General features: G+C 60.0%; 29 protein-coding genes and 2 tRNA genes. 17 read left to right on the forward strand and 14 right to left on the reverse strand.

Annotated elements, in window-relative coordinates; all coding sequences use genetic code 11:
- Positions 1 to 77 precede the first annotated feature (77 nt).
- The gene (locus PYH37_RS14010) at positions 78 to 1,118 is read left to right on the forward strand and encodes a tyrosine-type recombinase/integrase (protein ID WP_280735538.1); all 1,041 of its coding nucleotides are present in this window, start codon (positions 78 to 80) and stop codon (positions 1,116 to 1,118) included.
- Here PYH37_RS14010 and PYH37_RS14015 read toward each other — a convergent pair.
- Both PYH37_RS14015 and PYH37_RS14020 read right to left on the reverse strand, forming a co-directional pair.
- A complete protein-coding gene (locus PYH37_RS14015; RefSeq protein ID WP_280735539.1) occupies positions 1,115 to 2,650 on the reverse strand; it encodes a DUF6538 domain-containing protein in 1,536 nt (511 codons plus the stop codon). The genes PYH37_RS14010 and PYH37_RS14015 overlap by 4 nt on opposite strands.
- A gap of 79 nt (positions 2,651 to 2,729) precedes the next feature.
- A tRNA-Thr gene (locus tag PYH37_RS14020) sits at positions 2,730 to 2,804 on the reverse strand.
- Positions 2,805 to 3,065: 261 nt separating this feature from the next.
- On the opposite strand from PYH37_RS14020, the gene PYH37_RS14025 reads away from it, so the two are divergent.
- From PYH37_RS14025 to PYH37_RS14080, 12 genes are all read left to right on the forward strand, one after another.
- Positions 3,066 to 3,284 carry a hypothetical protein gene (locus tag PYH37_RS14025; RefSeq protein ID WP_425336139.1) on the forward strand — a complete coding sequence of 73 codons (219 nt, stop codon included), beginning with the start codon at positions 3,066 to 3,068 and terminating at the stop codon, positions 3,282 to 3,284.
- A gap of 187 nt (positions 3,285 to 3,471) precedes the next feature.
- Positions 3,472 to 4,764, forward strand: coding sequence for a UDP-N-acetylglucosamine 1-carboxyvinyltransferase (gene murA / locus PYH37_RS14030; RefSeq protein ID WP_280735541.1), 1,293 nt, complete (start codon positions 3,472 to 3,474; stop codon positions 4,762 to 4,764).
- Between the two features lie 109 nt (positions 4,765 to 4,873).
- A complete protein-coding gene (locus PYH37_RS14035) occupies positions 4,874 to 5,314 on the forward strand; it encodes a DUF2948 family protein (protein ID WP_280735542.1) in 441 nt (146 codons plus the stop codon).
- 35 nt (positions 5,315 to 5,349) lie between these two features.
- Entirely contained in the window at positions 5,350 to 6,654 is a 1,305-nt protein-coding gene (gene hisD, locus PYH37_RS14040) for a histidinol dehydrogenase (protein ID WP_280735543.1), read from the forward strand.
- Positions 6,651 to 7,127, forward strand: coding sequence for a UPF0262 family protein (locus PYH37_RS14045; RefSeq protein WP_280735544.1), 477 nt, complete (start codon positions 6,651 to 6,653; stop codon positions 7,125 to 7,127). Before hisD ends, PYH37_RS14045 begins: the two co-directional genes overlap by 4 nt.
- Positions 7,128 to 7,137: 10 nt before the next feature.
- Positions 7,138 to 7,605 carry an arsenate-mycothiol transferase ArsC gene (locus PYH37_RS14050; protein ID WP_280735545.1) on the forward strand — a complete coding sequence of 156 codons (468 nt, stop codon included), beginning with the start codon at positions 7,138 to 7,140 and terminating at the stop codon, positions 7,603 to 7,605.
- Positions 7,606 to 7,821: 216 nt separating this feature from the next.
- Complete coding sequence (gene infA, locus PYH37_RS14055) at positions 7,822 to 8,040, forward strand: translation initiation factor IF-1 (protein WP_004435948.1); 219 nt, start codon at positions 7,822 to 7,824, stop codon at positions 8,038 to 8,040.
- Between the two features lie 49 nt (positions 8,041 to 8,089).
- On the forward strand, positions 8,090 to 8,710 hold the full coding sequence (locus tag PYH37_RS14060; RefSeq protein ID WP_280735546.1) for a Maf-like protein: 621 nt from the start codon (positions 8,090 to 8,092) through the stop codon (positions 8,708 to 8,710).
- A gap of 6 nt (positions 8,711 to 8,716) precedes the next feature.
- A complete protein-coding gene (gene yacG / locus PYH37_RS14065) occupies positions 8,717 to 8,929 on the forward strand; it encodes a DNA gyrase inhibitor YacG (protein ID WP_280735547.1) in 213 nt (70 codons plus the stop codon).
- A 308-nt stretch (positions 8,930 to 9,237) separates the two neighbouring features.
- Positions 9,238 to 9,313, forward strand: a tRNA-Phe gene (locus tag PYH37_RS14070).
- 814 nt (positions 9,314 to 10,127) lie between these two features.
- Positions 10,128 to 10,388: a hypothetical protein gene (locus tag PYH37_RS14075; protein ID WP_280735548.1), complete on the forward strand. Its 261-nt coding sequence runs from the start codon at positions 10,128 to 10,130 to the stop codon at positions 10,386 to 10,388.
- 163 nt (positions 10,389 to 10,551) lie between these two features.
- Positions 10,552 to 10,758: a hypothetical protein gene (locus PYH37_RS14080; protein ID WP_280735549.1), complete on the forward strand. Its 207-nt coding sequence runs from the start codon at positions 10,552 to 10,554 to the stop codon at positions 10,756 to 10,758.
- A gap of 69 nt (positions 10,759 to 10,827) precedes the next feature.
- On the opposite strand, the gene PYH37_RS14085 is transcribed toward PYH37_RS14080, so the two are convergent.
- Complete coding sequence (locus PYH37_RS14085) at positions 10,828 to 11,028, reverse strand: hypothetical protein (RefSeq protein WP_280735550.1); 201 nt, start codon at positions 11,026 to 11,028, stop codon at positions 10,828 to 10,830.
- Positions 11,029 to 11,421: 393 nt separating this feature from the next.
- Here PYH37_RS14085 and PYH37_RS14090 point away from each other — a divergent pair, with 393 nt between their 5' ends.
- Entirely contained in the window at positions 11,422 to 11,817 is a 396-nt protein-coding gene (locus PYH37_RS14090; protein ID WP_280735551.1) for a hypothetical protein, read from the forward strand.
- A gap of 2 nt (positions 11,818 to 11,819) precedes the next feature.
- Positions 11,820 to 12,878: a beta family protein gene (locus tag PYH37_RS14095; RefSeq protein WP_280735552.1), complete on the forward strand. Its 1,059-nt coding sequence runs from the start codon at positions 11,820 to 11,822 to the stop codon at positions 12,876 to 12,878.
- Here PYH37_RS14095 and PYH37_RS14100 read toward each other — a convergent pair.
- On the reverse strand, positions 12,875 to 13,645 hold the full coding sequence (locus PYH37_RS14100) for a sce7726 family protein (protein ID WP_280735553.1): 771 nt from the start codon (positions 13,643 to 13,645) through the stop codon (positions 12,875 to 12,877). The genes PYH37_RS14095 and PYH37_RS14100 overlap by 4 nt on opposite strands.
- Positions 13,646 to 13,741: 96 nt before the next feature.
- Complete coding sequence (locus PYH37_RS14105) at positions 13,742 to 14,209, reverse strand: hypothetical protein (RefSeq protein WP_280735554.1); 468 nt, start codon at positions 14,207 to 14,209, stop codon at positions 13,742 to 13,744.
- Between the two features lie 770 nt (positions 14,210 to 14,979).
- On the opposite strand from PYH37_RS14105, the gene PYH37_RS14110 reads away from it, so the two are divergent.
- Positions 14,980 to 15,585, forward strand: coding sequence for a hypothetical protein (locus PYH37_RS14110; protein ID WP_280735555.1), 606 nt, complete (start codon positions 14,980 to 14,982; stop codon positions 15,583 to 15,585).
- Positions 15,586 to 15,605: 20 nt separating this feature from the next.
- Here the strand turns inward: PYH37_RS14110 and PYH37_RS14115 are convergent, their stop codons facing one another.
- From PYH37_RS14115 to PYH37_RS14155, 9 genes are all read right to left on the reverse strand, one after another.
- Positions 15,606 to 15,992: a hypothetical protein gene (locus PYH37_RS14115; protein ID WP_280735556.1), complete on the reverse strand. Its 387-nt coding sequence runs from the start codon at positions 15,990 to 15,992 to the stop codon at positions 15,606 to 15,608.
- Positions 15,992 to 18,328, reverse strand: coding sequence for a phage tail tape measure protein (locus PYH37_RS14120; RefSeq protein WP_280735557.1), 2,337 nt, complete (start codon positions 18,326 to 18,328; stop codon positions 15,992 to 15,994). The genes PYH37_RS14115 and PYH37_RS14120 overlap by 1 nt, the downstream gene beginning before the upstream one ends.
- A 279-nt stretch (positions 18,329 to 18,607) precedes the next feature.
- Positions 18,608 to 19,606 (reverse strand): hypothetical protein, encoded by a 999-nt coding sequence (locus tag PYH37_RS14125; RefSeq protein WP_280735558.1) that lies wholly within the window; start codon positions 19,604 to 19,606, stop codon positions 18,608 to 18,610.
- A 107-nt stretch (positions 19,607 to 19,713) separates the two neighbouring features.
- On the reverse strand, positions 19,714 to 20,046 hold the full coding sequence (locus PYH37_RS14130) for a hypothetical protein (protein WP_280735559.1): 333 nt from the start codon (positions 20,044 to 20,046) through the stop codon (positions 19,714 to 19,716).
- Positions 20,036 to 20,290: a hypothetical protein gene (locus PYH37_RS14135; RefSeq protein WP_280735560.1), complete on the reverse strand. Its 255-nt coding sequence runs from the start codon at positions 20,288 to 20,290 to the stop codon at positions 20,036 to 20,038. Before PYH37_RS14135 ends, PYH37_RS14130 begins: the two co-directional genes overlap by 11 nt.
- Positions 20,287 to 21,282: a hypothetical protein gene (locus PYH37_RS14140; protein ID WP_280735561.1), complete on the reverse strand. Its 996-nt coding sequence runs from the start codon at positions 21,280 to 21,282 to the stop codon at positions 20,287 to 20,289. Before PYH37_RS14140 ends, PYH37_RS14135 begins: the two co-directional genes overlap by 4 nt.
- Positions 21,272 to 21,586 (reverse strand): DUF6074 family protein, encoded by a 315-nt coding sequence (locus tag PYH37_RS14145; RefSeq protein ID WP_280735562.1) that lies wholly within the window; start codon positions 21,584 to 21,586, stop codon positions 21,272 to 21,274. Before PYH37_RS14145 ends, PYH37_RS14140 begins: the two co-directional genes overlap by 11 nt.
- Positions 21,583 to 21,858 carry a hypothetical protein gene (locus PYH37_RS14150; protein WP_280735563.1) on the reverse strand — a complete coding sequence of 92 codons (276 nt, stop codon included), beginning with the start codon at positions 21,856 to 21,858 and terminating at the stop codon, positions 21,583 to 21,585. The genes PYH37_RS14145 and PYH37_RS14150 overlap by 4 nt, the downstream gene beginning before the upstream one ends.
- Positions 21,855 to 22,061 (reverse strand): DNA-binding protein, encoded by a 207-nt coding sequence (locus PYH37_RS14155; protein WP_280735564.1) that lies wholly within the window; start codon positions 22,059 to 22,061, stop codon positions 21,855 to 21,857. Before PYH37_RS14155 ends, PYH37_RS14150 begins: the two co-directional genes overlap by 4 nt.
- A 130-nt stretch (positions 22,062 to 22,191) precedes the next feature.
- Between PYH37_RS14155 and PYH37_RS14160 the strand changes: the two genes are divergently transcribed.
- Positions 22,192 to 22,842 carry a hypothetical protein gene (locus PYH37_RS14160; RefSeq protein ID WP_280735565.1) on the forward strand — a complete coding sequence of 217 codons (651 nt, stop codon included), beginning with the start codon at positions 22,192 to 22,194 and terminating at the stop codon, positions 22,840 to 22,842.
- Positions 22,843 to 22,848: the final 6 nt, after the last annotated feature.

Below are 22,848 nucleotides of genomic sequence, written 5' to 3' on the forward strand. Positions count from 1 at the left end.
TTAGAGACAAGAATACCCCTTGCCTCATCTATCCGACAACCTTAGCCTGTCAGTGTGTCAACTGTAGGAGGCAAAGCATGGCGGTCAGGGAACGCGGGAAAGGCTATCAGGTAGACTTCGCCGTAGCAGGGGTAAGATATAGACCACCGATCTTTGCCTCTGCCGAAGACGCAATCAAATGGGAAGCTGAAGCTCGGGCCGCTGTTAGGCTTGGAAGGACGTTGCCGAGCCTTCCGACATTCATTGAGGGTTTGCAGGAGAGCAGCATCGGACACGCTCTGAAGCAAGCGAAGGAGAAACGGTGGGCGTACAAGAGGGGCTCTTCAAGGACCGTCTGTAATGCCGAGAAGTTTGCGGAATGGGTCGGCAAGAAGGAAAAAGTCTCCATCGCGCTATCCGAGGATAAAATACACGAGTTCGTCCGCTACCTCATCAATAAGCGGAAGGTTTGCGGATCGACAGTGAACCGGTATCTCTCGGCTATCTCGGTCCTGATCGAACACGCGAGGGTGGAGCGGCCCGAACTTCCTTACCAGAGCAAAGGGAAGACACGACAACGGTTCTTTACTGACGAAGAAGTTGACCTTGTCATTCAAACCCTCTCGCTTTGGGGCAAAAGTCGCGAAAGGGACCTGTTCATCTTCCTCGTGGATACCGGAGCGCGCCCTTACGCCGAAGCTTGCGCACTCCGATGGGAGAACGTCGGCAATCGTAGAGTAACTTTCGTGGGTACTAAGAACGGCGACGACCGGACACTGCCTCTGACAACCCGCGCATGGGAAGCGGTGCAGCGCCAGCGAAGCGGGGCACAGCGCCAACTCGAAGGGCCCTGGTTTGATATTGCCGATTGGCAGATGGTGGAGGTCTGGCGGAACATACGGGCGCATATCCCGGCATTGAAGGACACCGTCGTCTACACAGCCCGTCACACCTGTGCATCTAGGCAGGTAATAGATGGCATAGACCTTTTGCGGGTCATGAAGTGGATGGGCCATCGATCGTACCAAACGACACTCGGCTATGCCCATCTTGCTCCAGATCATCTAATGGAAAACCTTCGCGTACTAGAAGGCCGTGGATCGAATAGGTTGATGGAGATCAATCGCAGAAACGACTAGTCCGCCCGCGTTTTGGCTTTCACATCATATTTCGGGAGCTTGAGAATTTCACGATACAGCGCTTTCATGGTGTTCTCGCCGTAGTCAGAACTTGCACTGCCATCTTCGTGACCCTGTATGGCGTCCATGTATCGAGGCGCAATATCGACATCTCGCGCGACCGTTTTGAAGCGGTGCCGCCATGCGTGATTGGGCTGCACACGCCTGTCGGTAATCTTTGCAACATCCCTAACCCAATCACTCACTTTACCCCGAACGCTTGCTGCCTGAGTGTGCCCAGGCTTTCTTTTGCGGTCGTTCGGAATGTAGAAGAGCGGACCTTGCGGTCTCGATTGGACGAACTCTATCAACCCCAGTTCAACCAGGTGGGGATGGATTGGCACCATCCGATATAGGCCCGTTTTGACCGAGCCGGCTTCCGGCGTGATCTTGAGAAACGGGATGCCGTATTCCTCTGAAAAATCCTCCCGCCTCAACTGCGTGATTTCCCCGGCTCTTGCTCCCGTATAGGCGCAAATCCACGGAACCCATCGACAGGCCAACTTATTGAGCTCTGACATCTGACCGAGAGAGGATGGATCCCCTAGGGCACACGCCAGAATGACCTTGGCCTCCGCATCTGTGAAGCTCTTGGGTCGTTCTTTGATGGCCTTCGGGACGGAGACTTTGATGTTCGCCGTGGGGTCAGCTTTGATACGAGATTTCGCGAGCCCAACTCGGAAGATGATCCGGATTGCAGCGAGATATTTGCCGTTGACTGTTTTGGCAGACAAGCCCCGTTCGTGTCGCAGCATGTCGCAATATTCCGACACATTCAGCCCGGTTACCGTCTCTGCGTTCTCATGCCCTAGGTGCTTTTTGAAGTCTTTGATCTTCTGCAGGAAGTCCGCTGGCGTTCCCTGTGCGCCATTGTCGGCTAGGTGATCGCGCTCCCATAGCTTGAACAAATCTGTGAGCGTTACGGCTTTGGCCTTCGTACCCCTTGGCTTCAGAGGGGGAAAGCGATTGGCATTGGGGTCTGGACTGTAGTTGCCCTCGGCTTTCTTAACTTGCTGTGCCGCCGCTAGGAGAAGTGTTTGATGCACCTGCTGGATGAGGCGCTCGCGGCTCTCGTGATCGGTTACGGTGTCTTCGCTCAGAAGAAGTTCATCTACGCTCGGACCGTACCATTGTTCCCAGTTTCCATCAGCTGCGACCCGCTCGGCCAGCGATATGATGTTTCGCCACAGTTGCGGGCTACCGGGCTCGTCATCAAACTTCTCGATAATTTTCCGGTAGACCTTGCCGCTCAACGCAACGATCTGTTTCTGAGACAGTGGTTCCGGTCTGGTCCTAAGCAACCTCCAATGTTTCGTGACCTGCTGTTCCTTAGCGGAGAACAGCTCTTTGGCGGCTGCTGGCTCTTTGGTTCCCAGCGAAATTTTTATCTCACGCTTTCCGATGGCACCCACCAAATCGGCAGGGACGCGCATTCGAAAATAGTAGACACCGGTCTTAGGATGTTTGAACGGGCGGGGCATGTGCAGAACCATTGTGGCCACCTCTGTGTACCACCGAGGTGCTTACAAATCCTTGAAAACAGCTAGTTATTTGATTTCCAGATAGGAAAACTGGTGCTGCTAGAGAGATTTGAACTCTCGGCCTCTCCCTTACCAAGGGAGTGCTCTACCCCTGAGCTATAGCAGCGTCCGGCGGCGGTTTTTCACAAGCCGCATCAGGCGAGGCGCCTATTGCCATAGCTTGAGGGAGAGCGCAAGCCGCATTTCCAAGTTTTTGGCCGGACCGAGATCATGAGGATTTCCGCTGAGCCAAGCCAAAGGCATAAAGCTGATCGATTCCAATGCGTTGAAAGCGGGAAGCGAGGGAAAACCGCACCGATTTTTCCTTTGCCCGTTTAAACAGAAATCGCCGTGCCGCTTTCGAATATCCGTCTTTTGCGCTAAGGCATTGCGCATGCAAGACGATGACGACAAGCAGCGTGCGCGGGGTCCGGAAAGGGGCGCGGAGCGCAGCAGCAAACAGGCCGAGGCGAGAAAGTCGCGCTTGGCCAAGAACCTGCGCGACAACCTCCAGCGCCGAAAGCAGCAGATGCGCGCGCGCCGTGCCGGCGCCGCCGACGAGACATCCGGACTGCCTGCCGCAAAAACGGACGAATCGGAAGATTAGACAGCGGCGGGGATGGAGGTTGCGAAGCCTCTGTCTACCATTCCCACAGACCGGCAATTTCAAGGCACTTCTAATTTCATGGCATCTCCACTAAGAGACGCCCCCTAGCACCACTGAATTTGGCACCACCGAATTTGGCAACATCGTATTTTTTGGAAAGGCGGGCACGGCCCGTTCGAGAGGTCTCATGGATCGCATCAGGATTGTAGGCGGAAATGAACTTCACGGGGTCATCCCCATTTCCGGCGCGAAGAACGCCGCTTTGCCGCTGATGATCGCGTCGCTCTTGACCGACGATACGCTGACGCTGGAAAACGTGCCGCATCTCGCCGACGTCGAGCAACTGATCCGCATTCTCGGCAATCATGGCGCCGATATTTCCGTCAATGGCCGGCGCGAGCGCCAGAGCGAAAGCTATGCCCGCACCATTCATTTTACCAGTCGCAACATCGTCGATACGACGGCGCCCTATGAGCTCGTCTCCAAAATGCGTGCGAGCTTCTGGGTCATCGGACCCCTGCTTGCCCGCGAAGGCAAGGCGCGCGTGTCGCTGCCGGGCGGCTGCGCCATCGGCACAAGGCCCGTCGATCTCTTCATCGAAGGGCTGACGGCGCTTGGCGCCAACATCGAAATCGACGGCGGTTACGTCAATGCGACGGCGCCACAAGGCGGGCTCATCGGTGCGCGCTATCAGTTTCCGAAGGTTTCGGTGGGGGCGACGCATGTGCTGATGATGGCGGCGACGCTGGCCAACGGCACGACGATGCTCGGCAACGCGGCGCGCGAGCCCGAGGTTGCTGACCTCGCCAAGTGCCTGAACGCCATGGGCGCCAAGATCACCGGGCAGGGCACCAGCACGATCACCATCGAGGGGGTACACTCGCTTTCGGGCGCGCGCCACCGCGTACTGCCCGACCGCATCGAGACGGGCACCTACGCCATGGCCGTCGCGATGGCCGGCGGCGATGTCATCCTCGAGGATACGGACGCTGCCCTTCTCGATACGGCACTCGAAGCGATCCGCCGCGCCGGTGCCGAGATCAGCCAGACGAACAGCGGCATCCGCGTCGTTCGCAACGGTGCCGGCATCAAGCCGGTCGATATCGTTACCGACCCGTTCCCCGGATTCCCTACCGATCTCCAGGCCCAGTTCATGGGACTGATGACCAAGTCGGAGGGCACCTCCCACATCACCGAAACGATCTTCGAAAACCGTTTCATGCATGTGCAGGAACTGGCGCGCCTCGGTGCCAAGATCTCGCTCTCCGGCCAGACGGCGAAGATCGAGGGCGTCAGCCGACTGAAGGGCGCCCCCGTGATGGCGACCGACCTGCGCGCTTCGGTTTCCCTGGTCATCGCCGGACTTGCGGCCGAGGGCGAAACCATGGTCTCGCGTGTCTATCACCTTGATCGCGGCTTCGAGCGGCTCGAAGAGAAACTCACGCGCTGCGGTGCCCATGTGGAACGCGTCAGCGACTGATTCATCGCCGGTCCGCACCTGATACCGTTGCGGTTTCAGGCGCGACGTCCTATGTCCTTGGCGGTCACAGCGCAATATTATGGCCGCGAAGCAAACAGGGATGGATCGCATGGATGCTCTGAAACTGCTGGCACTCGACGAGGAAGACCTTGGTGTCGTTTCCGCTCATGTGCAGGACGCAGTCTTCAAGGTGGCCGGCATTCTCTATGATGCCCGCCACAGGCACTTTTCCCTGGTGATCAATCGCTTCGTCTGGGAAAAGGCGGAAGGCAAGCGCCGCAACTTCGAGCGGCGGCGAGCCGTGCTCCTGTTCAAATGCGTTACCGCCGTGCGCTCGCTGGGCTTCGACCGCAATGACATGGACGCGGTGCTCGATCTCCTCGCGCTCCGCTTCTCGGTCAAGGGGGATGGACCGGAGGGAACGATCGAACTCGTGCTCGCCGGCGAGGCATCCATCGCACTCGATGTGGAATGCATCGAGGCGCAGCTTACCGATACCGGCGGCGCGTGGGAAACCGCGTTCAAGCCGCGCCATCCCGAAGGTGCGTGAGCGCACAACCAGCTATCACCAAAAGGATCGTCCCATTGGCAATCAGGCTGAACTATCTCGACAGCAGCTTCGAACGTGAGTTCGCCGCGTTCTTGACAACCAAGCGGGAAGTTTCGGAAGACGTCAACGCCGCCGTACGCGCCATCATCGAAGACGTTCGGGCGCGCGGCGACGCAGCGCTCGCCGATTATTCCGCCCGTTTCGATGGCATCGATTTCGGGACGACGGGCATGGCCGTCACCGCCGCGGAAATCGATGCGGCGATCCAAGCGGTGGCGCCGGAAGTCCTCGGCGCTCTAAAGGTTGCAGCGACCCGGATCGAAGCCCATCACCGCCGCCAATTGCCGAAGGACGACATCTACGAAGACGCGATGGGGGTGGGCCTCGGTTCGCGCTGGACGGCAATCGACGCAGTCGGGCTTTATGTTCCCGGTGGTACGGCAAGCTATCCAAGCTCGGTTCTGATGAACGCCCTGCCGGCGAAGGTGGCTGGCGTCGCGCGCATCGTCATGGTCGTGCCGGCAAGCGGGGGCGCGATCAATCCCGCCGTGCTTGCGGCTGCGCGCCTCGCCGGTGTCGAGGAAATCTATCGTGTCGGCGGCGCGCAGGCCATCGCAGCACTTGCTTACGGCACCGGGACGATTGCACCGGTAGCGAAGATCATCGGCCCAGGCAACGCCTACGTCGCTGCCGCCAAGCGGCAGGTCTTCGGCGTGGTCGGGATCGACATGATTGCCGGCCCATCCGAGGTTTTGGTGATTGCCGACCGCGACAACGATCCCGATTGGATCTCCGCCGATCTGCTCGCGCAGGCCGAACATGACGCCGGCGCCCAGGCGATCCTGATCACCGACGATGCCGCGTTCGGAGAGGCGGTCGAAACGGCGATCGAGCGGCAGCTGAAAACGCTTCCCCGCGCCGAGACGGCGACTGCGAGCTGGCGCGATTTCGGGGCGGTCATCGTCGTTCCGGATCTGGAGGATGCGGTGCCGCTTGCCAACCGCATCGCGGCGGAACACCTTGAGCTGGCGCTTGCGGATCCGGACATGATGGTCCCGAAGATCCGCAATGCCGGCGCGATCTTCATCGGCCGCCACACGCCCGAGGTCATCGGCGATTATGTCGGCGGTTCCAACCACGTCTTGCCGACGGCCAGGTCGGCACGCTTCTCCTCCGGCCTTGGCGTGCTCGACTATATGAAGCGGACCTCGATCCTGCGGCTCGGCCCGGAACAGTTGCGCATGCTTGGCCCCGCGGCGATCGCATTGGCGCAATCGGAAGGGCTCGAGGCTCATGCTCGCTCCGTCGCTATCCGCCTCAACCTCGGAGGAGAGGGATGAAGGCCGATCGCAACCTGCGGCTCTGCGACGTCGTGCTGGACGAGACGATCGGCCGCTCGACGCCGGACGTTGAGCATGAGCGTGCGGTTGCGATCTTCGACCTTCTCGAGGAGAACCTGTTCGAGCCCGTCGGCCATCCCGGCGGACCTTATCGGCTCAACCTGTCGCTGGTCGACGCAAAGCTCGTCTTCTCGATTTCGACCGACGGAGGCGCCGACGTCGCCACCCACATTCTGTCGCTGACACCCTTTCGCCGGATAGTGAAGGACTATTTCATGATCTGCGAGAGCTATTATGAGGCGATCCGATCGGCGACGCCGAGCCAGATCGAGGCGATCGACATGGGGCGCCGCGGAATTCACAACGAGGGCTCGCAAACGCTGATGGATCGGCTGTCCGGCAAGATCAGACTGGATTTCGACACGGCGCGCCGGCTCTTCACGCTCGTCTGCGTGCTCTACTGGCGCGGCTGACGGGGACGACATGATCGGGACCGCCTCGCTGCAATCAAAGACGCCCCGCTCGATTCTCTTCATGTGCGGGATGAACGCCATCCGCTCCCCGATGGCCGAGGCGCTCGCCAAGGCGGTATTGCCGAAAGGGACCTATGTCGCCTCCGCCGGCGTTCGGCACGGCGAGCGCGATCCCTTTGTCGACGTGGTCCTCGATGAGGTAGGCCTGACGATCGGCCGCCATCAGCCGCGCACGCTCGAGGAGCTAGAAGACGATTACTTCGACATCATCGTAACGCTGGCGCCGGAGGCTCACCACGTGGCGCTTGAGTTGACCCGCTCCATGGCCGTCGATGTCGTTTATTGGCCGACGCCCGATCCGACGGTCGCGACCGGTACGCGAGAGCAGATCGTCGCGGCCTATCGAGCGGTGCGCGATCATCTGGCGACGCTGATCGCCAACCGGCTGGTCGCCGATGGCCGACGCAAGGGCGGCTGACCGGATGAGAGGCTTCCGCCGGTAAAGTGTGTCGCTCGGGCACGTTGAATGCCGCTGCGGTCCGCTCCTGTTCCGGGCAGCGCGTAGTCAGTCGGCAGAATTCGGAAAAAGCGCAGTCAAGGCGGTTCACAAAGACGTGGCGATTGTGTAGTTTCCGGCAAATTTTTCGGGATGCGTGGCGCATCCGCGAATGAACACGAGAAAGAACAATCCCGCATGGCGAAAGAAGAAGTCCTCGAATTTCCGGGCGTGGTCACCGAATTGCTCCCCAACGCGACGTTTCGCGTGAAGCTCGAAAATGAGCACGAGATCATCGCTCACACGGCAGGCCGTATGCGCAAGAACCGCATCCGCGTTCTTGCCGGCGACAAGGTGCTCGTCGAAATGACCCCCTACGACCTGACGAAGGGCCGCATCACCTACCGCTTCAAATAGGCCCCGGCGACGGCAGGCTGGCCAAACCCGGGATTGACGGCTCGCTTTAATGGCAGTGACCCAAAAATTGATACTGGCGTCCGGATCGCCGCGTCGTGTCGAGCTTCTGGCGCAGGCGGGCATCGAGCCCGCGCGCCTGTTGCCGATGGACCTCGACGAGACGCCGAAGCGTTCGGAGCATCCGCGCTCTCTGGCGCGCCGCCTCTCCGCCGAAAAGGCAAAGGCGGCATTGGCTGCGATCAAGGGGGAGCCCGGCTGGGACGGGAGCTATATTCTGGCCGCTGACACGGTCGTTTGCGTCGGCCGCCGCATTCTGCCGAAGCCGGAACTGGTCAGCGAGGCCTCAAGCGCCTTGCACCTTCTGTCCGGCCGCAGCCATCGCGTCTACACGGGGATTTGCCTGGTCACGCCGGACCGCACGCTTCGCCAGAAGGTCGTGGACACGAAGGTGCGTTTCAAACGCCTCTCCAGCCTCGATATCGAGAGCTATCTCGCTTCCGGCCAATGGCGCGGCAAGGCGGGAGCCTATGGTATTCAGGGGATTGCCGGAAGTTTCGTCATCAAGATCGTCGGATCCTACACGAATGTGGTAGGCTTGCCGCTCTATGAAACGGTCAATCTGCTCATCGGTGAGGGATATGACGTGCACAATCGCTGGCTGGAAGGCTGAAGGAAAGTGAGCGGCGAAGACAAGAAAAGCCGTTCGAATGTCGAGCCTCTGCGCCCGACGCGCCCCTGCCCGGAATGCGGTCGCCCGTCGGTGCGCGAGCATTATCCGTTCTGCTCCGTGCGCTGCCGCAACGTCGACCTCAACCGCTGGCTTTCCGGCTCCTATGCGATCCCTGTCGCCGACGACGAGTCGCAAGCAGACGATGACGACGATCGTTAGAGGATCCCGAGTTCGTTCGATCGAAGGACGAGGGCGAAAGCGCTGAGCAGCCTGCGCTTCACCCCTCGGCTTGCATCTGCGAGGATAAACCGACCTCGTCTCCGACCCGCGGCCTCCGTGATCGTCCAGGCGATCCTGCTGAATCCGTTTGCTTTTCGGGGCTTTTCCGCCGCCAGCTAAATTCCTTCGAAAAAGAGTCATTTTGGTGCTGGACACCGCCGAGCAAGATGTTATAACCCCGCTCGCTTCCGGGGCGAACCAAGCGCCCCGACGATTTCTCAGAGAAATCGTTGCTCTCAAAAGCAGATGCCCGGATAGCTCAGTTGGTAGAGCAGCGGATTGAAAATCCGCGTGTCGGTGGTTCAAATCCGCCTCCGGGCACCATTTTTCTCTCAATAAAATCAGCGGCTTATCGCAAGATGGGCCGCTTTTGTTTTGATATTTTATGTTGCATGCCGCTTTCAGAAATTCCCGCGCATTTCCAATGGGTTCCTAAAAATGCCCGCCAACCCTTGCGACACGAACTGCGACATGAAATGCGCCACAAATCCTGTTTTGTTCCGGCACCTTAAAGCGCGCCTAGAATGGCTGCCTGGCCTCGCAAATTTCATCAATTTCACGCGCAGCATTCAAGGCAAGGTGGCGTCATAGTCGCGTCGTGCGCTATCCAGTGCGAGGAAGAGGCACTTCGGAGGACATGGGATGACGAAGCGGACGCGGCACCCGACCCAAAAGGAATTCACGCCCGGCCATGGGAGCATCAAAGGGGGTCGGGACGAGGTTTCCGATAGCCCCGCCGCCAATCACGAGCAGATTGCAAAAGCTCGCCGTATGGACGAAACATGCCCTGAGTTAGCGGATTTCATACGGGCGCTCGCTCGTTACGCTGCGCGGCGCGACCATAACGAGCTCTTGGGATCAGAGCCAGCGGGCAGACAGGAAAAAGACGGTGCCCCAGAGAAACGGGGCCGTATGCGCGCGGTGCTTAGGCGCCCGCAATCGTCGGGCGAGTGAAAATGAAAAGCCGCTTGCCCGGCACAGCAAACGGCTTTTTCATCAGTCGGCGTGATCAGTCGCGAAGCAGCGGGCGCGATGCAACAACTGCTCGTACCGCCTCAAATGCGGAGTTGCTCACATCGTCGGACAGGCCTGCATCGGCGATCCCCTCGAACACCAAACCCGATCGGGCCAGGGAGCCATGCCAATCTCCGGGAGCCACTTCCATGCTCATAGCGTGGTCGAGGATTTCCACCATCTTTACGTTGATCGCGTCAAGCAGGAGCTCAATCTGCTCGCCGCCCCCGTTCAGGGCTTTGTCGCCGATGCAGGCAGGCGAATTCAGCGTAGCGCGGAGGGCCTCTCGCGCGGCACGGAAAGCGGTCCAAACCGTCTTTGCCTCGTCGGCGAAAGGAGGGAGAAATCAAGGCCACTGATCATAGCGAAGCCTTCGGTGGTTTGATAATCGGCGGCTAGCGGCCGATACGCAGGTAAGGCATTGATGTCTTCCAGGGGAGCTTTTGGATCAACGTGGGCATTCATGAAATAGTCATCCTCTCTGTTTCAACACCTGGGGTCGTCGGCTAAGCCGAAGTGATCAGGTATGTTTACGCTAGGAATAACCTATGAATAATGCAACCGAGAGCGTTAGAAAAAACCTTGGAGGACGACCAAGGGTGGATAGCGAACAACTGAATGTCCGCCTGCATCGTGCCGAGATCGACGCGATCGATGCATATGCGGCAACCCAAGACGACACACCGAGCCGCACGAAAGCGGTGCGGAGTATCATTCGAGCATGGCTTATTGATCACGGCTATTTGCCGAAGTAGCGCAAGCGCCCTGGCAGGTTTTTCTAAAACGAGATCATCGACCAGCGCGATAGTCGGTCGGTTGTTCTTTCATTTGGCGCCCTCGTCCTGCTTGCCGCCGCGCGCCCGCTTGATGCTTGCGGCAAGATCGGGGAAGACCTCGGCAAAGGGGCGAGCCTGCGCAAGCTGCTCGGGGGTCGCCTCGGGGCTGTCGGACACTTCGTCCCAATCGGCTTTGGTATAGCCTCGGCCGGGGACGAATTCCTTTTGAATGGGGTGCTTCTTCGCCATAGGAAGGCTTTCCTTTCTGCCGCGCTTGCGCGGCGCATGCCGATTACCGAAATCCCCTCGCTTCCGAGGCGGGCCAAGACAACCGCGATGGTTCCGTCTTCCCCTTTGCGCGCAGCGCAGCCGCCTCTTCCTGCTGCCGGGCGACAGCCTCGGGATCGATCTCGTCGCCGCTGCCCTATGCCCGGCGCTTCTATGCGAATGAGGGGCGGTATGCGCAGTCAAGATATGCTCCGTTTGCTGAAATTGCTACGCAACCGACAATAGCGCGTATTTCTTCCATGCAATTTACAAGGTGCAGGATTTCCGGTTGGAAATTTTCCAACGCAGGAAAACCTATGGTTTAAATTAATTACAGATCGAGTACATAAGGGCTATCGGCTGATTGGGGTTGGCATGGGGAAATCTATTGATGAAGATTGGGTCAAGAATGGCCTGTTGGTTTTCGGTGCGCTGGGTACGCTTGTTGGTATCGGAGGCTGGCTCACCCAAGACCTAACCCTCCTGCTAGCGTTCGTGGCCGGAGCTGGCTGGACACTCGCGGTCCCGCTGCTGGTGATTGTCGGACGCAATTCCCGGGAACTTTCCGATCTGCGAAGGGAGATAGCCACTACGCGCGAAGCGAGCGAAGCAGAGGCGCGTGACCTTCGGCAGCAGATATCAGAATGGCGCACCATCGCGACGCAGGACAGCGAAAGCCTCAATCGGTTTGTTAGCCGGGCGGTCGAGATGCCGATTGTCCACCCGCGCAGGGCGGGCGTGCTTGCAGTCGATCCGGAAGGAGAAGAGTAGGAATGACCGTCGATTTTGATGCCTATCGTTACTATCCCTCCCTGCGCACGCGGCTTTGGGAAATGCGTGGCTATAAGGAACTTGGCGAACCGGAAAAAGATAAGCTTCTGCCGATTATTGTGCTGGCGAGCCACGGCCGGACAAAGGGCATTGCAGACGTAGGCGCAAAAGTCGAAGAAGTCTTGGAAGGTCGCCCGAGGATCATCGATCTTGAGCAGAGCCCCATCTACTCTTGCGACGAGTGCGTAGCCCTCAGCAATCCCGATAAAGGCTTTGCTGCTTGGCGAAAGTTCGTAGGGAGCCAAGCCAACATTGTGCCAACCGCGCTTTTGCCTTCGGATGGCCCTCTGCGCGACATCGTACGACAGGTAATGCTGCTTGAGCACGTTAGCGGCCAGGTCGTGGTCCGATCGCGGTCTCCTCAGAGCGATCTACCTATCCTGTCAGCGATCATGAGCGCCGTAGATGCCGTAGACAATTTGTTGCTGGTCCTCGATTTCGGATACGTCCGATCTCGGGTCAAGGCGCGAACTATCGAAGCAGCAAACGTGATCAATGCGCTCCGCGAGATTGATGACGCTGCTCGTATCGTCGTGATGGGCTCAAGTTATCCCAGGTCCGCAGCCGCTTACGACGACAGCGCGGCGGTGTTGGAAATTGAGGAGCGCGCTATGCATGCCGCCTTGGGCGGCGACGCAGTTGCGATCTACGGTGATTTTGCGTCTATCCACCCGGAACCCATGGAGCCCGTACAGTCGCGCTTTGTTCCCCGAGTAGATTATGCACTGCCCGATGCATGGGTCTTTCGACGGGTCCGGGCCGATCAAGGTGGCTATGAACAGTGCGCTCGCAGGATCACACAACTCGTGGATTGGGACCCCTCCCTCGTCGAAGCAGGGGTTTGGGGGGCCGAGAAGATCAGCGCGGCAGCTAGAGGCGACCTTACGTCAATGAACACGCCCGGCCCATGGATTGCTGCTCGCGTCAATATGCATCTATGGCAGCAAATCCATTATCGAGATGGCGCAGTTACAGTCGAGGACGCCGATATCTTTGGTTAGCCCATTCTGCGAGGCCGTACGGCCAGGGCAAGTGATGCCAGGTCGGCGGCATCGGAAACGTCGGGAGAGCGGCGCTCGATGACAGCGGGGCGTCCTTCATTCCACGCCGGGCGCCGAAGGAGCGGCAAGGCTGTAAGCGTTCCATGCTGCTTCCGCGCATCGGCGAACTCTTCGAATGGTCGCCGATAGCGCGTCTTAACCGCCGCCAAGGCGGCGCGACGCACATCAGCTAGCGGAAGCGTGCGAACCCGCGCTTCTAAGGTAAAGCGATCGCGGGCACCATCCGAATTGGCAGCAAACTTGCTAGCGAGCCTATACAAGTCATCGGCACGCATTTGAGCGATGGCGGTTTCGATACTCATGCTCCGAAGATGAGGTTTCCGGACCATTCTCGCCTTGGGAAGATCAGCCTCGATCTGGTCCACCGCCACCACGCCGACTGCCTCGGGCGTGCATTCGAGGACTTCGTCGAGGTGTCGGGCGCCGGTCACGATGACGATCCCTTCGAACGCCTTTTGGTAGGCCTCAAGCTGGCCCATAAGGCGGGAGGTCTTGTCCCCGTCGGACTTGATCTCAAATCCTACCAAATGGCCATTTGCCAGCACGATATCAGCTCGGCGAGCCATGAAGGCGACCGGCATTTCGCTGATAACAACGGTGTCGTCGTAAACGCGCCCATCCGCGAACAAAGCGTCGATGAGGGCCGCTTTGATCTCGGGTTCCCGCAACCTCGCTGTGGCAGAAATTGAATTGGTGCCGTTGTCCATGCCGGTGTCCCTACACCTTTTGTGGCGCGCTCCGAAGCAAATTCTCTTACCGCAACACTTTCGAGACCGTTATCGGCGAATTGCCAGATTTAACGATCAATGCTGACCACGGACTATGTCGTCATCGGTCAACCCCATTGCAATGATAGCCAGGGCCCTGTCCCGAGCTCGATACGCAGTGGGGCGGCTCCATCCTCTTCGCTCGATAGCCTGACCAAAGGTCATCCCCTTTGTCAACCTGGCACGCACCCAATGCTTGAGCACGCGCGCCGGGCCGGACTGATCCGCGAGATACCTCGCCTGCCACCACAGCGCCCGCTCAAGCTGCGAGACGCGGGCGGGCGGTATTGCCCGCCGCATCGGCCAGGCTTCGAGATCGGGAATGGGAGGCCACCCTTCGAAGTCCCGGTCGGTCAAGATCATCGCGAGGTCCGGCATCGCGGAGCGGACGCGCGCCGGGCCTATGGGACCGGCGCTGCGATTGGCCCACCGTACTGCTTCGAGCAACTCATCGCCAACCAGCTTAGGCGTCCACATGCCATAATCGATATCATGAACCGGCAAGATCGTCCTCTGATGAAAATTGAAGCGTGACAGATCGATGTCACGCTAAGTCACGGTCGGAGCAATTTTGTTACGATGAAGTGTCACGCTCAAACGGCTGCGGTGGTCCTCGCGAGAGCTTCAATTCAACCGGAGCTCCAGGTCCCTGGCGACGCACCATCAGGTAGCCAAGTGCGCCCAAGCGATCGAGGCAATGCGAAGCCGTCGGCGCCGTTGTTCCGGCGGTGGCGGCGATCTCCGTCAATCTTGCCCGGTAGCTACCCCGCTTTGAGTGCGCAGCGACAGCGTGAGCGATGCGAAAGGCCGCGTTAGTCACCGAAGGATCGCGCCGCACACGCTCAAGCCACAAATCGGGGGGCAGGACCTCTTTCGCACCCGCAACAGCGGCGGCAACGACAGCGCTCATGGGCGATCCTTTCTCTTGTTTGGAGATTATTCGATGAGACCGGAAATATGTCGCTGAACTCACCACAATGCTAGGCATTTATCGAATTTTATGCGGCCAGAACCCAACCCAACCGCGTTTTTGAGAAGTTGAAAAACACTCAAAAGTCGGGGGGCCGCGCTCCCGCGCCCTATAGGGAGCCGAAAAGGTACCTGTTGCCGCAAGCGCCGATCTGATCTCACCCGGATCGAAATTGTCAGATGTTCGAAGATTAACTTGTGGACAAATGCAGATGCATTCGAACGGAGAAGCCGTCTGACTTTCCTCAACCCAGCGGCCAATAGATCATCGCGAGATCGACAACAGAAACGGTAGTAACCCGCTGATGATGCCTGACGTAAAATGGCTTGATGCCCTTAAACTGCCGACCAAGATCATGGGCGGCTTGTTCGCCTTCTTCGTGATTGCGCTGGTTTTCCACTGGTTTGGCTTTGTCAATCTCACAGATTTTGGTGCGGTGGTCTTCTCAGCGTTCGTTCTCGCCGCCCTATTGTTCGGCTGCCTTTTTCTGTTTTCTGCTGGGGATGTCGTTCGACTTTGGCTCGCTGAGCGATCCGATCGCAGGCGACAAGAGAGCGCCGCCTCTGCTGCGAAAGCCGAGGAGATCGCCAAGGCCGATGCTGCCAAGAAACGCATCTTGGACAACTTGGATCATCTGACGAGCAAAGAACTGCAATATCTCGCGACCGCACTGAGAAAAGGCGAACGCTCCTTTTTGGCATATGTTCACGATGGTGATATCGCGAATATGCTGATGAAGCATTTGATAGGGACACCCGGCGGGGAGCACCATCAAGACTACTATCCCTTCACCATTACGGATTTCGTCTGGGAGGAGCTCCTCAATCGCAAGGAAGAGTTTCTCGCGCGAAACGACAAAAACGAGCAGCTACAACGAAACATTCGTCGTGGGCCGGGCGGTCGCCGGTAAGATGCAGCCCTTTGCTGCTTTCATCGTTCGAACCGAACAACATTATTCTGCGAACTGTCGAGCGAGCTCCTCTCTTTCCGGACACGTAACCGGGCAACAATGTCGCCGTGGCTTGCTCCTTCCTCGATCAGCTTGAGGGCTTCCGCTTCTCGACCGCGAACGGCGGGGTCCGACAGGATCAGGCGGGCGAGCCGGAGGGCCGCGAGCGCTCCTTCCTCAAATGCCGTGCCGTAGACCATTGCTGCGGCGGCTTCGCCCTCAAGCAGGCCAAGACGCTGCGCCGCATCGTAGACACCGCGCTGCATCCACGGTCGCCGCGCCTGCTCAGTGACGAGGCGGGACGCATCTGCCCCGCCTCGCCGAATGAGACTGTCGATGATCAAATCGAACAAGCGATCTGTAGCCATCAGCGCGCCGGAAAGTCAGCGTGCGCGCCCCGGAGGAGACTGTCGATCTCGTCCCTGACCAAATCACGAGCCCGGCGCGCCGCTTCCATTGGGTCGCTGACACCGTTGATGTTGAATGGTCCGATTGTGATCGGGCCGCTCAATCCGGCTTTACTCGCGGGGGTGATCGTTCCGGCCGACTTCGGGGTGAAGACTTCTGGCTCCTTCTCGCCGACGAGGAACGACCCGCCCGGCCACACCGGCCCGCCGCGAGCGCGGTGACCGGATACGGCAGGCTTGGCAGCCGCATTGTCGGTTGCGGGCCCAGGACCCTCGACGCCGCCGGCCCAGGTCGGAAGGTAGCCCCGGACCTTGTTGACGGCGTTGATAGCGGAATTTGCGATCGCGGCGCCGATCTGCGCACCGATGCCAGCCGCCCAATCGACCAAGCCGGTGAACACTGACTTGATTGCCTCGATCATCCGCGTCGCTGCATCGTGCCCAGCCCGCTCCCATGCGGCCTTTTGATCCTCGGATAGCACCTCCTGCTCGAAGAACGATCCGATCCATCCGGCGAAGTCGCTGATCGCCTGGGAGGCCTTCCCCCATCCAGACGCGATGGCCTCCCCGACGGGACGAAGCCATTCGAGGTAAGGCTTGGCCGCCTCGATCGCGGGGGCGAACTGCTCACCGAGCGCACGCGCGACGCCGCTGACCACGGAGGAGGTGCGGTCCCAATACTTCCACAGGAGCGCCCCTGCTCCAGCAACGGCTGCGACGCCGAGCGCGATCAGCCCCCACGCAGGAGCGGAGATCGTAGCGAGCGCGGCCCCCACGGCCGATAGAGCCCCGCTGATTGCGGAGACGCCGGGGACGGCAAGGGCCATCCCTTTAAGCGCGTCCACCGCTGCGTTAAGGCCGGTGTACCGAATGCCGCTCATAGCCGCGAGGGACGACTGCAAGGCAACCATCCCCCGAGCGCCGCGTGTTGCTGCGATCGCCGCCCGGCCGACGGTGTTGAAGCCGAGGGCCAGCATCGAGAGGGCGCCGCCTCGGCCAATCAAACCGACAAACGTCAACCCGGCGGTCGCGATCTTGAAGCCGACGACCGCCGCTGTGGCTGCGATCACATTCCTCGTCAGGTCCGGGTGCGCCTGGGCGAAGCTCGTAATCCCATCAACGATCGGTGCGAGCCGGTCCATCAGATCATTGAGCGCCGGGATCAGGGCCGCACCGATGACGATCTTCAATGCCGACAGGCGATTGTTGAAGACCTGCACCGCGTTCTCAAAAGTCTTGGACCGGACCGCAAATTCGCGGAAGGACGACCCGGCGAACTTCGCTTGATTATCCACGAGCCCGATGCTCTTGCGCAAAAGATCGATGTTCGTCAGGAGCGGACCGAGCGCCCTCGCCTCATTGCCGAACAGATCAGACGAAATCGCCGCCTGCGTCTCTTTCGGGAGCTTGCTGATCCGCTCAAGGACATCGATCGTCGTCGCGACCGCATCCTTCTGCATCGCCTTAGCGACCTTCTTCGCGTTCAGACCGAGCTTCTTAAAGGCGGCATCCTGCCTGTCTGTAGCGCTTTCCCCGCGAGTTAGCGCCTGCGCCATGTTGCGGAAGGAGGTTGCTGCGACATCAGTCTCCGCACCCGCCGAGATCATCGCGGACGCGAAGGCCGAGACCTGTGTCGCAGTAAAGCCGAACTGCTTCGACTGCGCGCCGACGCGACGCACAACATCGAGGATTTCAGCGGCCGAGGATGCCTGCGCATTGGACAGGTGGTTCATGCTGTCCGTGAGCAGGACCGCCTCGTCGATCGTCAGACCGAGGCCGGTCATCAGCTTGGCGATCGCGTCGCCAGCCTGATCGGCGCTGATATCGAAGGCAACGCCGACCTTGGCGGCAGCCTCCGTGAATTTGATTAGATCGTCCCCGGCGATGCCTGCCTGACCGGCGGCGGCGGCGATCTGCGCCAGGCCGTTGACCGACATGGGCACGGTCTTCGACAGGTCCATAAGGGCCTGCTGGAACTCTTTGAACGCCTTCGGGGTCGGAAAATCGACGACCTTTTTGACATCGGCCATCGCGCTTTCAAAGGCCATCGCTTCGCGCACAGGCCCGGCGATCGCGCCCTTCAAGGCGAAGAAGCCCGCAGCGGCGTCGAACAGGGAGCCGCGCGCGTTATCCAGCGCGCGATTGTTCCGCTCGATGGCCGCGCCGAGACGCGAGCCGAAGCTGCCGCTCGCAGCCCTATTCAGCCCGAGCAGGCCGCTTGCAGCCTTGCGCGCCGGGCCGCTGACCTGATCGATCAGGCGAACGACGAGGGATGAAGTGAGAGTGCGACCGGCCATGCCGTCAGCTCCTTATTGCTTTGCCGATCCGCTGCGCCTGCGCGTGCATACGCAGGAGCAGGCTGATCGGTGTTTTGCGGCATTCGGGGAAAGGCGTGTGCAGAAGGTGGGCGACCTCAGCGACTATCCTGTCGCCGCGATCGCGCCACAGCAACACGACCGAGATCAGCCCACCGACGCCGCCGCGCGCAAAATTGCGCGTGCTGCGTCTTCTGCAAGAAGCGTGTGCTGATCGAGGAACCGGCCGATGTCGGCGATCGTTTGCGGGGTCAGCATGGCTCAACCTCCCATCACGAGGGCATTGTCGAGGCCAATGTCGTGACGCGACCGCCAAGCGGGCGACGTTTCGACGACCTCAAGGACGGCGCGCGGATCAGCGTCGGCGCGGCGCGGGATCACCTGGCCGATCGCGGCGGCGGCAGTGATCGTCGTCTCTTCCAGCCGCTCGGCCGCGAGGCGGTCGGCGGCGAGCTTCCCGAGTGCGGCGTCGCGCTCGTCGTCGCTCATTGCGTTTTCTGGCTCGATCGTGCCAGCTAGGGCAAGTGCCTGCTCGGTGATGACATCCCGCATCGCCCAAACCAGTGTCTCCGCAATGCGCGGCCCGGCCTTGGAATTGACGAAACCGAGTGCCCGGTCGAGCCTGATCGGCGACACCTCGCGGGCGGTGAAGCTGATCGAGGGGCGGCCCCTCTCGGCGATCGCGTCGATCTCGCGGACGATAGACTTGCGAACGTCCGCAAGCGGGAGCGGCGCATATTCGACCGCAGCAAGCCGCTCTTCGATTTCGGCGATCTCTTCCCGAACGCGCTCAACATCCTTCAGGAAGTCGCTCGTCTTCAGCTTCGCGGCGGGCGCGTCTTCGAGCCTGGCCTTGGCCCGCATAGCTTCATTGAGCCACTGCACGGTAGCATCAACGACGGCGAACGCCTGAAACGCTTCTGACGCCCGGTCGAGGCGAGGCTTGAGCCGTTCCGCGATGTCGAGCTCGGCCTTTGCGAGGAGCGGCGTGACGAGGTCTTCGTCAGTCGCGCCGGAGATCAGTGCACGCAGCTTGTCGGTCGGATAGTTCGCAAGGTTGACCGTGCCCGTCCGAATGCGCTGTCCGGCATTCCGGGCATCGCGTTCGATGGCATCCCTACGCGCCCATCCGGCTTCGAGGTCGTTGTTTGCCGCCTTCACGGCGGCAGCGGCGGCGTCCCGCGCCTCGTCGAGCGCGATTGCTTTTGCGCGCGCCTTCTTCGGCAGGAAATTAATATGAACGTCGGAAAATACGGGCAATCGAGCCTCCATCTGAGATAATTGAGCAAATATTACCGTTCAGATGGACGCCGCTCTACGAATGAAATCTGCACAAATCTGCAAATCGGCAAAGCAACGGCCGGAGATTATCTCCGGCCACGTAAGTTGATTGCGTCGAGATAGTACCTTCCCCCTATTCGGACGCCGGACCCTCCCGCCTTGATCTTTCTGACGACCGTACCCGGATCAGTGCGCACTATGACGGCGGCTTCTTTCGGAGCGAGCCAGCGGCGCGAGCCGTCGGGAAGTCGCTCATCAAGATCGACGGTCGTCGGGTCGATCGGGCCCAGTTCGGGTAGAAGGTCGAGCTGCTTGGGCGCGGCGGCGTCGCCGCCCGCCCTACGCGCGAGTTCGGCGAGGGCAGCGGTGGCAAGCTCCGCGAGATCGGCTGTCGGTAAAGCTTCGAGTTCAGACTGCATGGCGGACCTCGAAAATCTTGTGCGAGCCATCGAACCGCGACCGGATCACACCCGTCGCTTCGACTTCTCGAACGAGGTCGCGAACGTCGTGCCTGCCGATGCGCAGGCGCTCGGCGAGCGCCCGCGACCCGATACGGGCGTGTCCTTCCGCGCCGATTTCGCTCAATATTTCGAAGCCGACCTGTAACGCGCGAAGGGAGATGCCGGACGCGATCAGAGCTTCCGCGATTTGCCGCTTCGTCATCGAGCGGCCCTCCGATTTTCCGAGGCGCGCGGGGCGGCCTCAGAGCCGCCCGGAAGCGCGCCGGTCTGGCTGGACGCGAGGGCGAGAGCGACCCGCCGCGTTATCCTGTCTCGTAAGGAGATGAAGGACTGAACGACCCTTTCGAAATCCGGGCAGGTCGTGTATTTTTCCGCGTGTACTAATTTCTTATTGATCCGGTCGCGTCCCGCCGAGGATGTGGCCGGTTTCTTTTTCCCGTCGATCAGATTGACGGCGGCTCGGGCCTTGCGCGGCCTTATCGGCCGCTTGCCCGCCGCCGAATTCGAGGTTGGCAAAGTCGCGTCCCCCCTATTTCTCTTACCGTGGGCCCGCGAGATTGACACGTCGCCGATTGTCCCATCTTCGATCCAGCGGCGGATCGTCCTGATGGACTTACCGTGCACCTTCGCCAATTCTTCGAGAGCTTCCCTCTTCGCCTTTTCATCAGCGCGTCTCTCGTCCATGCTGCGCGAACGGGCGCGCCGCTTCCGATCAGCCCGTCGCCTCCTGTCCTCATCCTTTAAGAAGGCCGTGTATTCGTCGTCGCTGAGGTCACGGGCGCCGATCATCGTAAGCCCGAGCCACTGCCGCTCTTCGAGGCCGACGCCCAACAGCCGGGCGACATCCTGGCTGCTCATCGCGTAGGAACCAGCCCCGAGTTCAATAAGCTCCTCAACCGTGAAGTTTGGAAAGGCGTTAGCTGTGAAGCGGGCCGCGACCAATCGGTTTCCACGTTGCTCCCACATCAATGTGAAAAGCAGCGCTCGCACATATGGCTTGGCTACAGCGCGAGGAACTTTCTCTCCCCCGAAGCGGGAATTCACCACAGCAATAATATCGTTGACACGGCGGCGCGCGAGCTGCTGCCGCCGATACGCACCTTTCGCGACTGTGACCTCGGACATCGCATCATCGAGCGAGCGCTCTGCCCGCGCTATGCGATCCTTTGCCTTCAAGAGTGCGTCAGTCCTCATCGCCGCCCTCCATCAGCTTGATGCGGACGATCCGGGCCTCGATGGCGGCTTTCAGGTCGGCCACGTCTTGCCGAGCCGTTTCCCGTTCGACGCCTAGGGCGGCAAGTTCGGTTACGCGCTTGTTGAGCCAACCCTGCACGCCGGGCGACCGACCGGCAATGATCGCACGGGCTGCACGCTCGATCTCGCGGCTATTGCGGGCCGACGGAAACGGCACCGGGCCACCCCCGGGGGCGCCGAGCTCGTAGTGCAAAACCCAAGGATCGCGAAGCTCTTCGAAAGTGAAATTCCGGGCAGCGCTCATTCCGTAACCCTCCCGCACTTCGAGCACCATAGCCGCCGCCCCGCCAAGGCGGGCGGCAGGGCGACAGAAGCCTTATGGCCGCAGACGCAGCGGACTATCCGCGTAATCTTTGCCTGCGCCTCGGCGAGCTCCTCGCGGAGGCTCGCCTTCGATTGCCGCAACTTCGGCGGCGTCAAGCCGCCGGGGAGGCCGTAATCTGCGAGGTTGTCGGAGCCCTGGCGAGCACTCCGGTCGCGATCGGCAGCGCCACTCCAATTCATCCGCTTCGTCATGCGGCGCCTGCCTGAGGGTTGCCGTGTTTGAAGAATGCCCGGAGCTCCTCGCGATCTGCCACCCATCTGCCGCCTACTTTCCGGGCCGGGATATGGCCGGCCTCAAGAAGTGCAAACGTCTGCCGACGCGTTCGGTTGATTTCAGTGGCGATCCGGTCAGCGCCCCAAACGAGCGATGCCTCTTTCTCCGTATGCGCCTGCATCGATATCTCCTTTGATGTTGCGGTAATTTGAAATTTACCGTAACGCTAGGTAATTATCGGAACGCATCGAAATCAACCGGCAAAAGTTCCATATGCAATCGTGCACGGAATTAGAATAACGGGGGCGGCTATGTATATGATTTCATTGGATTGGCGGCGACCGTCGGATGGGGTGGAAGTTGTACCCGCAAACACATTGCTGCCCGACATTCTAGGGGACGCACAACTGGTCAGGGCGAAGACCGATCGAAAATCTTTGATCCCTTTCCGAGTAAAAAGTCTTGAAGACCCGATGGCCTTGCGCCTCGTCAACGCGCGGAATATCGACGCACTTGCATCATTTACATCGCGGTTCGGTATGCCCGCGCCGCCCGACTACAAGGCTGATCGTGAGTGGATGCTTGTCCCGCTCTTAGAAAGCCTGCGGGAGGAACTCGAAGAAGGCCTACAACTAACGAACGCCGATGAAGACAGCGGGCGAGCCCTTTGGGCCGAGCGATATCTCCGCAACGTCTCATTCTATCCGGCATTCGAACACTCAGAAGATGCGAAGAGGCAGAAGTTGGTTTTTAAACCGTCTTCGCTTGCTGATCTGATGTTTTGTGAGGTCGCCTTTGCGCTCGAAGCGGGCGCGAAGTTGCGACACTGCGAGCATTGCGGATCTGTGTTCTTGACCGGGCATCTCACCGGACGCCGTGCCAGCGCCGTCTATTGCTCTGACCGCTGCCGGGTTGCTGCGCTCCGAGCCAAGAATTCAGCCAGTGCAAAACCTAAGAGATGAGGCGTC

The sequence above is a fragment of the Sinorhizobium numidicum genome (assembly GCF_029892045.1).
GTDB classification, from domain to species: Bacteria; Pseudomonadota; Alphaproteobacteria; order Rhizobiales; family Rhizobiaceae; genus Sinorhizobium; species Sinorhizobium numidicum.

Bases quoted from the DNA above. Each gene is read 5' to 3' on its own strand.
- PYH37_RS14015 (WP_280735539.1), bottom strand. From the start codon at position 2,650: ATGGTTCTGCACATGCCCCGCCCGTTCAAACATCCTAAGACCGGTGTC.
- PYH37_RS14095 (WP_280735552.1), top strand. From the start codon at position 11,820: ATGACCGTCGATTTTGATGCCTATCGTTACTATCCCTCCCTGCGCACG.
- PYH37_RS14160 (WP_280735565.1), top strand. From the start codon at position 22,192: ATGTATATGATTTCATTGGATTGGCGGCGACCGTCGGATGGGGTGGAA.
- PYH37_RS14035 (WP_280735542.1), top strand. From the start codon at position 4,874: ATGGATGCTCTGAAACTGCTGGCACTCGACGAGGAAGACCTTGGTGTC.
- PYH37_RS14100 (WP_280735553.1), bottom strand. From the start codon at position 13,645: ATGGACAACGGCACCAATTCAATTTCTGCCACAGCGAGGTTGCGGGAA.
- PYH37_RS14075 (WP_280735548.1), top strand. From the start codon at position 10,128: ATGCCAATCTCCGGGAGCCACTTCCATGCTCATAGCGTGGTCGAGGAT.
- PYH37_RS14155 (WP_280735564.1), bottom strand. From the start codon at position 22,061: ATGCAGGCGCATACGGAGAAAGAGGCATCGCTCGTTTGGGGCGCTGAC.
- PYH37_RS14110 (WP_280735555.1), top strand. From the start codon at position 14,980: ATGATGCCTGACGTAAAATGGCTTGATGCCCTTAAACTGCCGACCAAG.
- PYH37_RS14145 (WP_280735562.1), bottom strand. From the start codon at position 21,586: ATGAGCGCTGCCCGGAATTTCACTTTCGAAGAGCTTCGCGATCCTTGG.
- PYH37_RS14060 (WP_280735546.1), top strand. From the start codon at position 8,090: ATGGCAGTGACCCAAAAATTGATACTGGCGTCCGGATCGCCGCGTCGT.
- PYH37_RS14080 (WP_280735549.1), top strand. From the start codon at position 10,552: ATGAATAATGCAACCGAGAGCGTTAGAAAAAACCTTGGAGGACGACCA.
- PYH37_RS14050 (WP_280735545.1), top strand. From the start codon at position 7,138: ATGATCGGGACCGCCTCGCTGCAATCAAAGACGCCCCGCTCGATTCTC.
- PYH37_RS14085 (WP_280735550.1), bottom strand. From the start codon at position 11,028: ATGGCGAAGAAGCACCCCATTCAAAAGGAATTCGTCCCCGGCCGAGGC.
- PYH37_RS14090 (WP_280735551.1), top strand. From the start codon at position 11,422: ATGGGGAAATCTATTGATGAAGATTGGGTCAAGAATGGCCTGTTGGTT.
- infA (WP_004435948.1), top strand. From the start codon at position 7,822: ATGGCGAAAGAAGAAGTCCTCGAATTTCCGGGCGTGGTCACCGAATTG.
- murA (WP_280735541.1), top strand. From the start codon at position 3,472: ATGGATCGCATCAGGATTGTAGGCGGAAATGAACTTCACGGGGTCATC.
- PYH37_RS14120 (WP_280735557.1), bottom strand. From the start codon at position 18,328: ATGGCCGGTCGCACTCTCACTTCATCCCTCGTCGTTCGCCTGATCGAT.
- PYH37_RS14130 (WP_280735559.1), bottom strand. From the start codon at position 20,046: ATGCAGTCTGAACTCGAAGCTTTACCGACAGCCGATCTCGCGGAGCTT.
- PYH37_RS14150 (WP_280735563.1), bottom strand. From the start codon at position 21,858: ATGACGAAGCGGATGAATTGGAGTGGCGCTGCCGATCGCGACCGGAGT.
- PYH37_RS14010 (WP_280735538.1), top strand. From the start codon at position 78: ATGGCGGTCAGGGAACGCGGGAAAGGCTATCAGGTAGACTTCGCCGTA.
- PYH37_RS14115 (WP_280735556.1), bottom strand. From the start codon at position 15,992: ATGGCTACAGATCGCTTGTTCGATTTGATCATCGACAGTCTCATTCGG.
- PYH37_RS14140 (WP_280735561.1), bottom strand. From the start codon at position 21,282: ATGAGGACTGACGCACTCTTGAAGGCAAAGGATCGCATAGCGCGGGCA.
- PYH37_RS14045 (WP_280735544.1), top strand. From the start codon at position 6,651: ATGAAGGCCGATCGCAACCTGCGGCTCTGCGACGTCGTGCTGGACGAG.
- PYH37_RS14135 (WP_280735560.1), bottom strand. From the start codon at position 20,290: ATGACGAAGCGGCAAATCGCGGAAGCTCTGATCGCGTCCGGCATCTCC.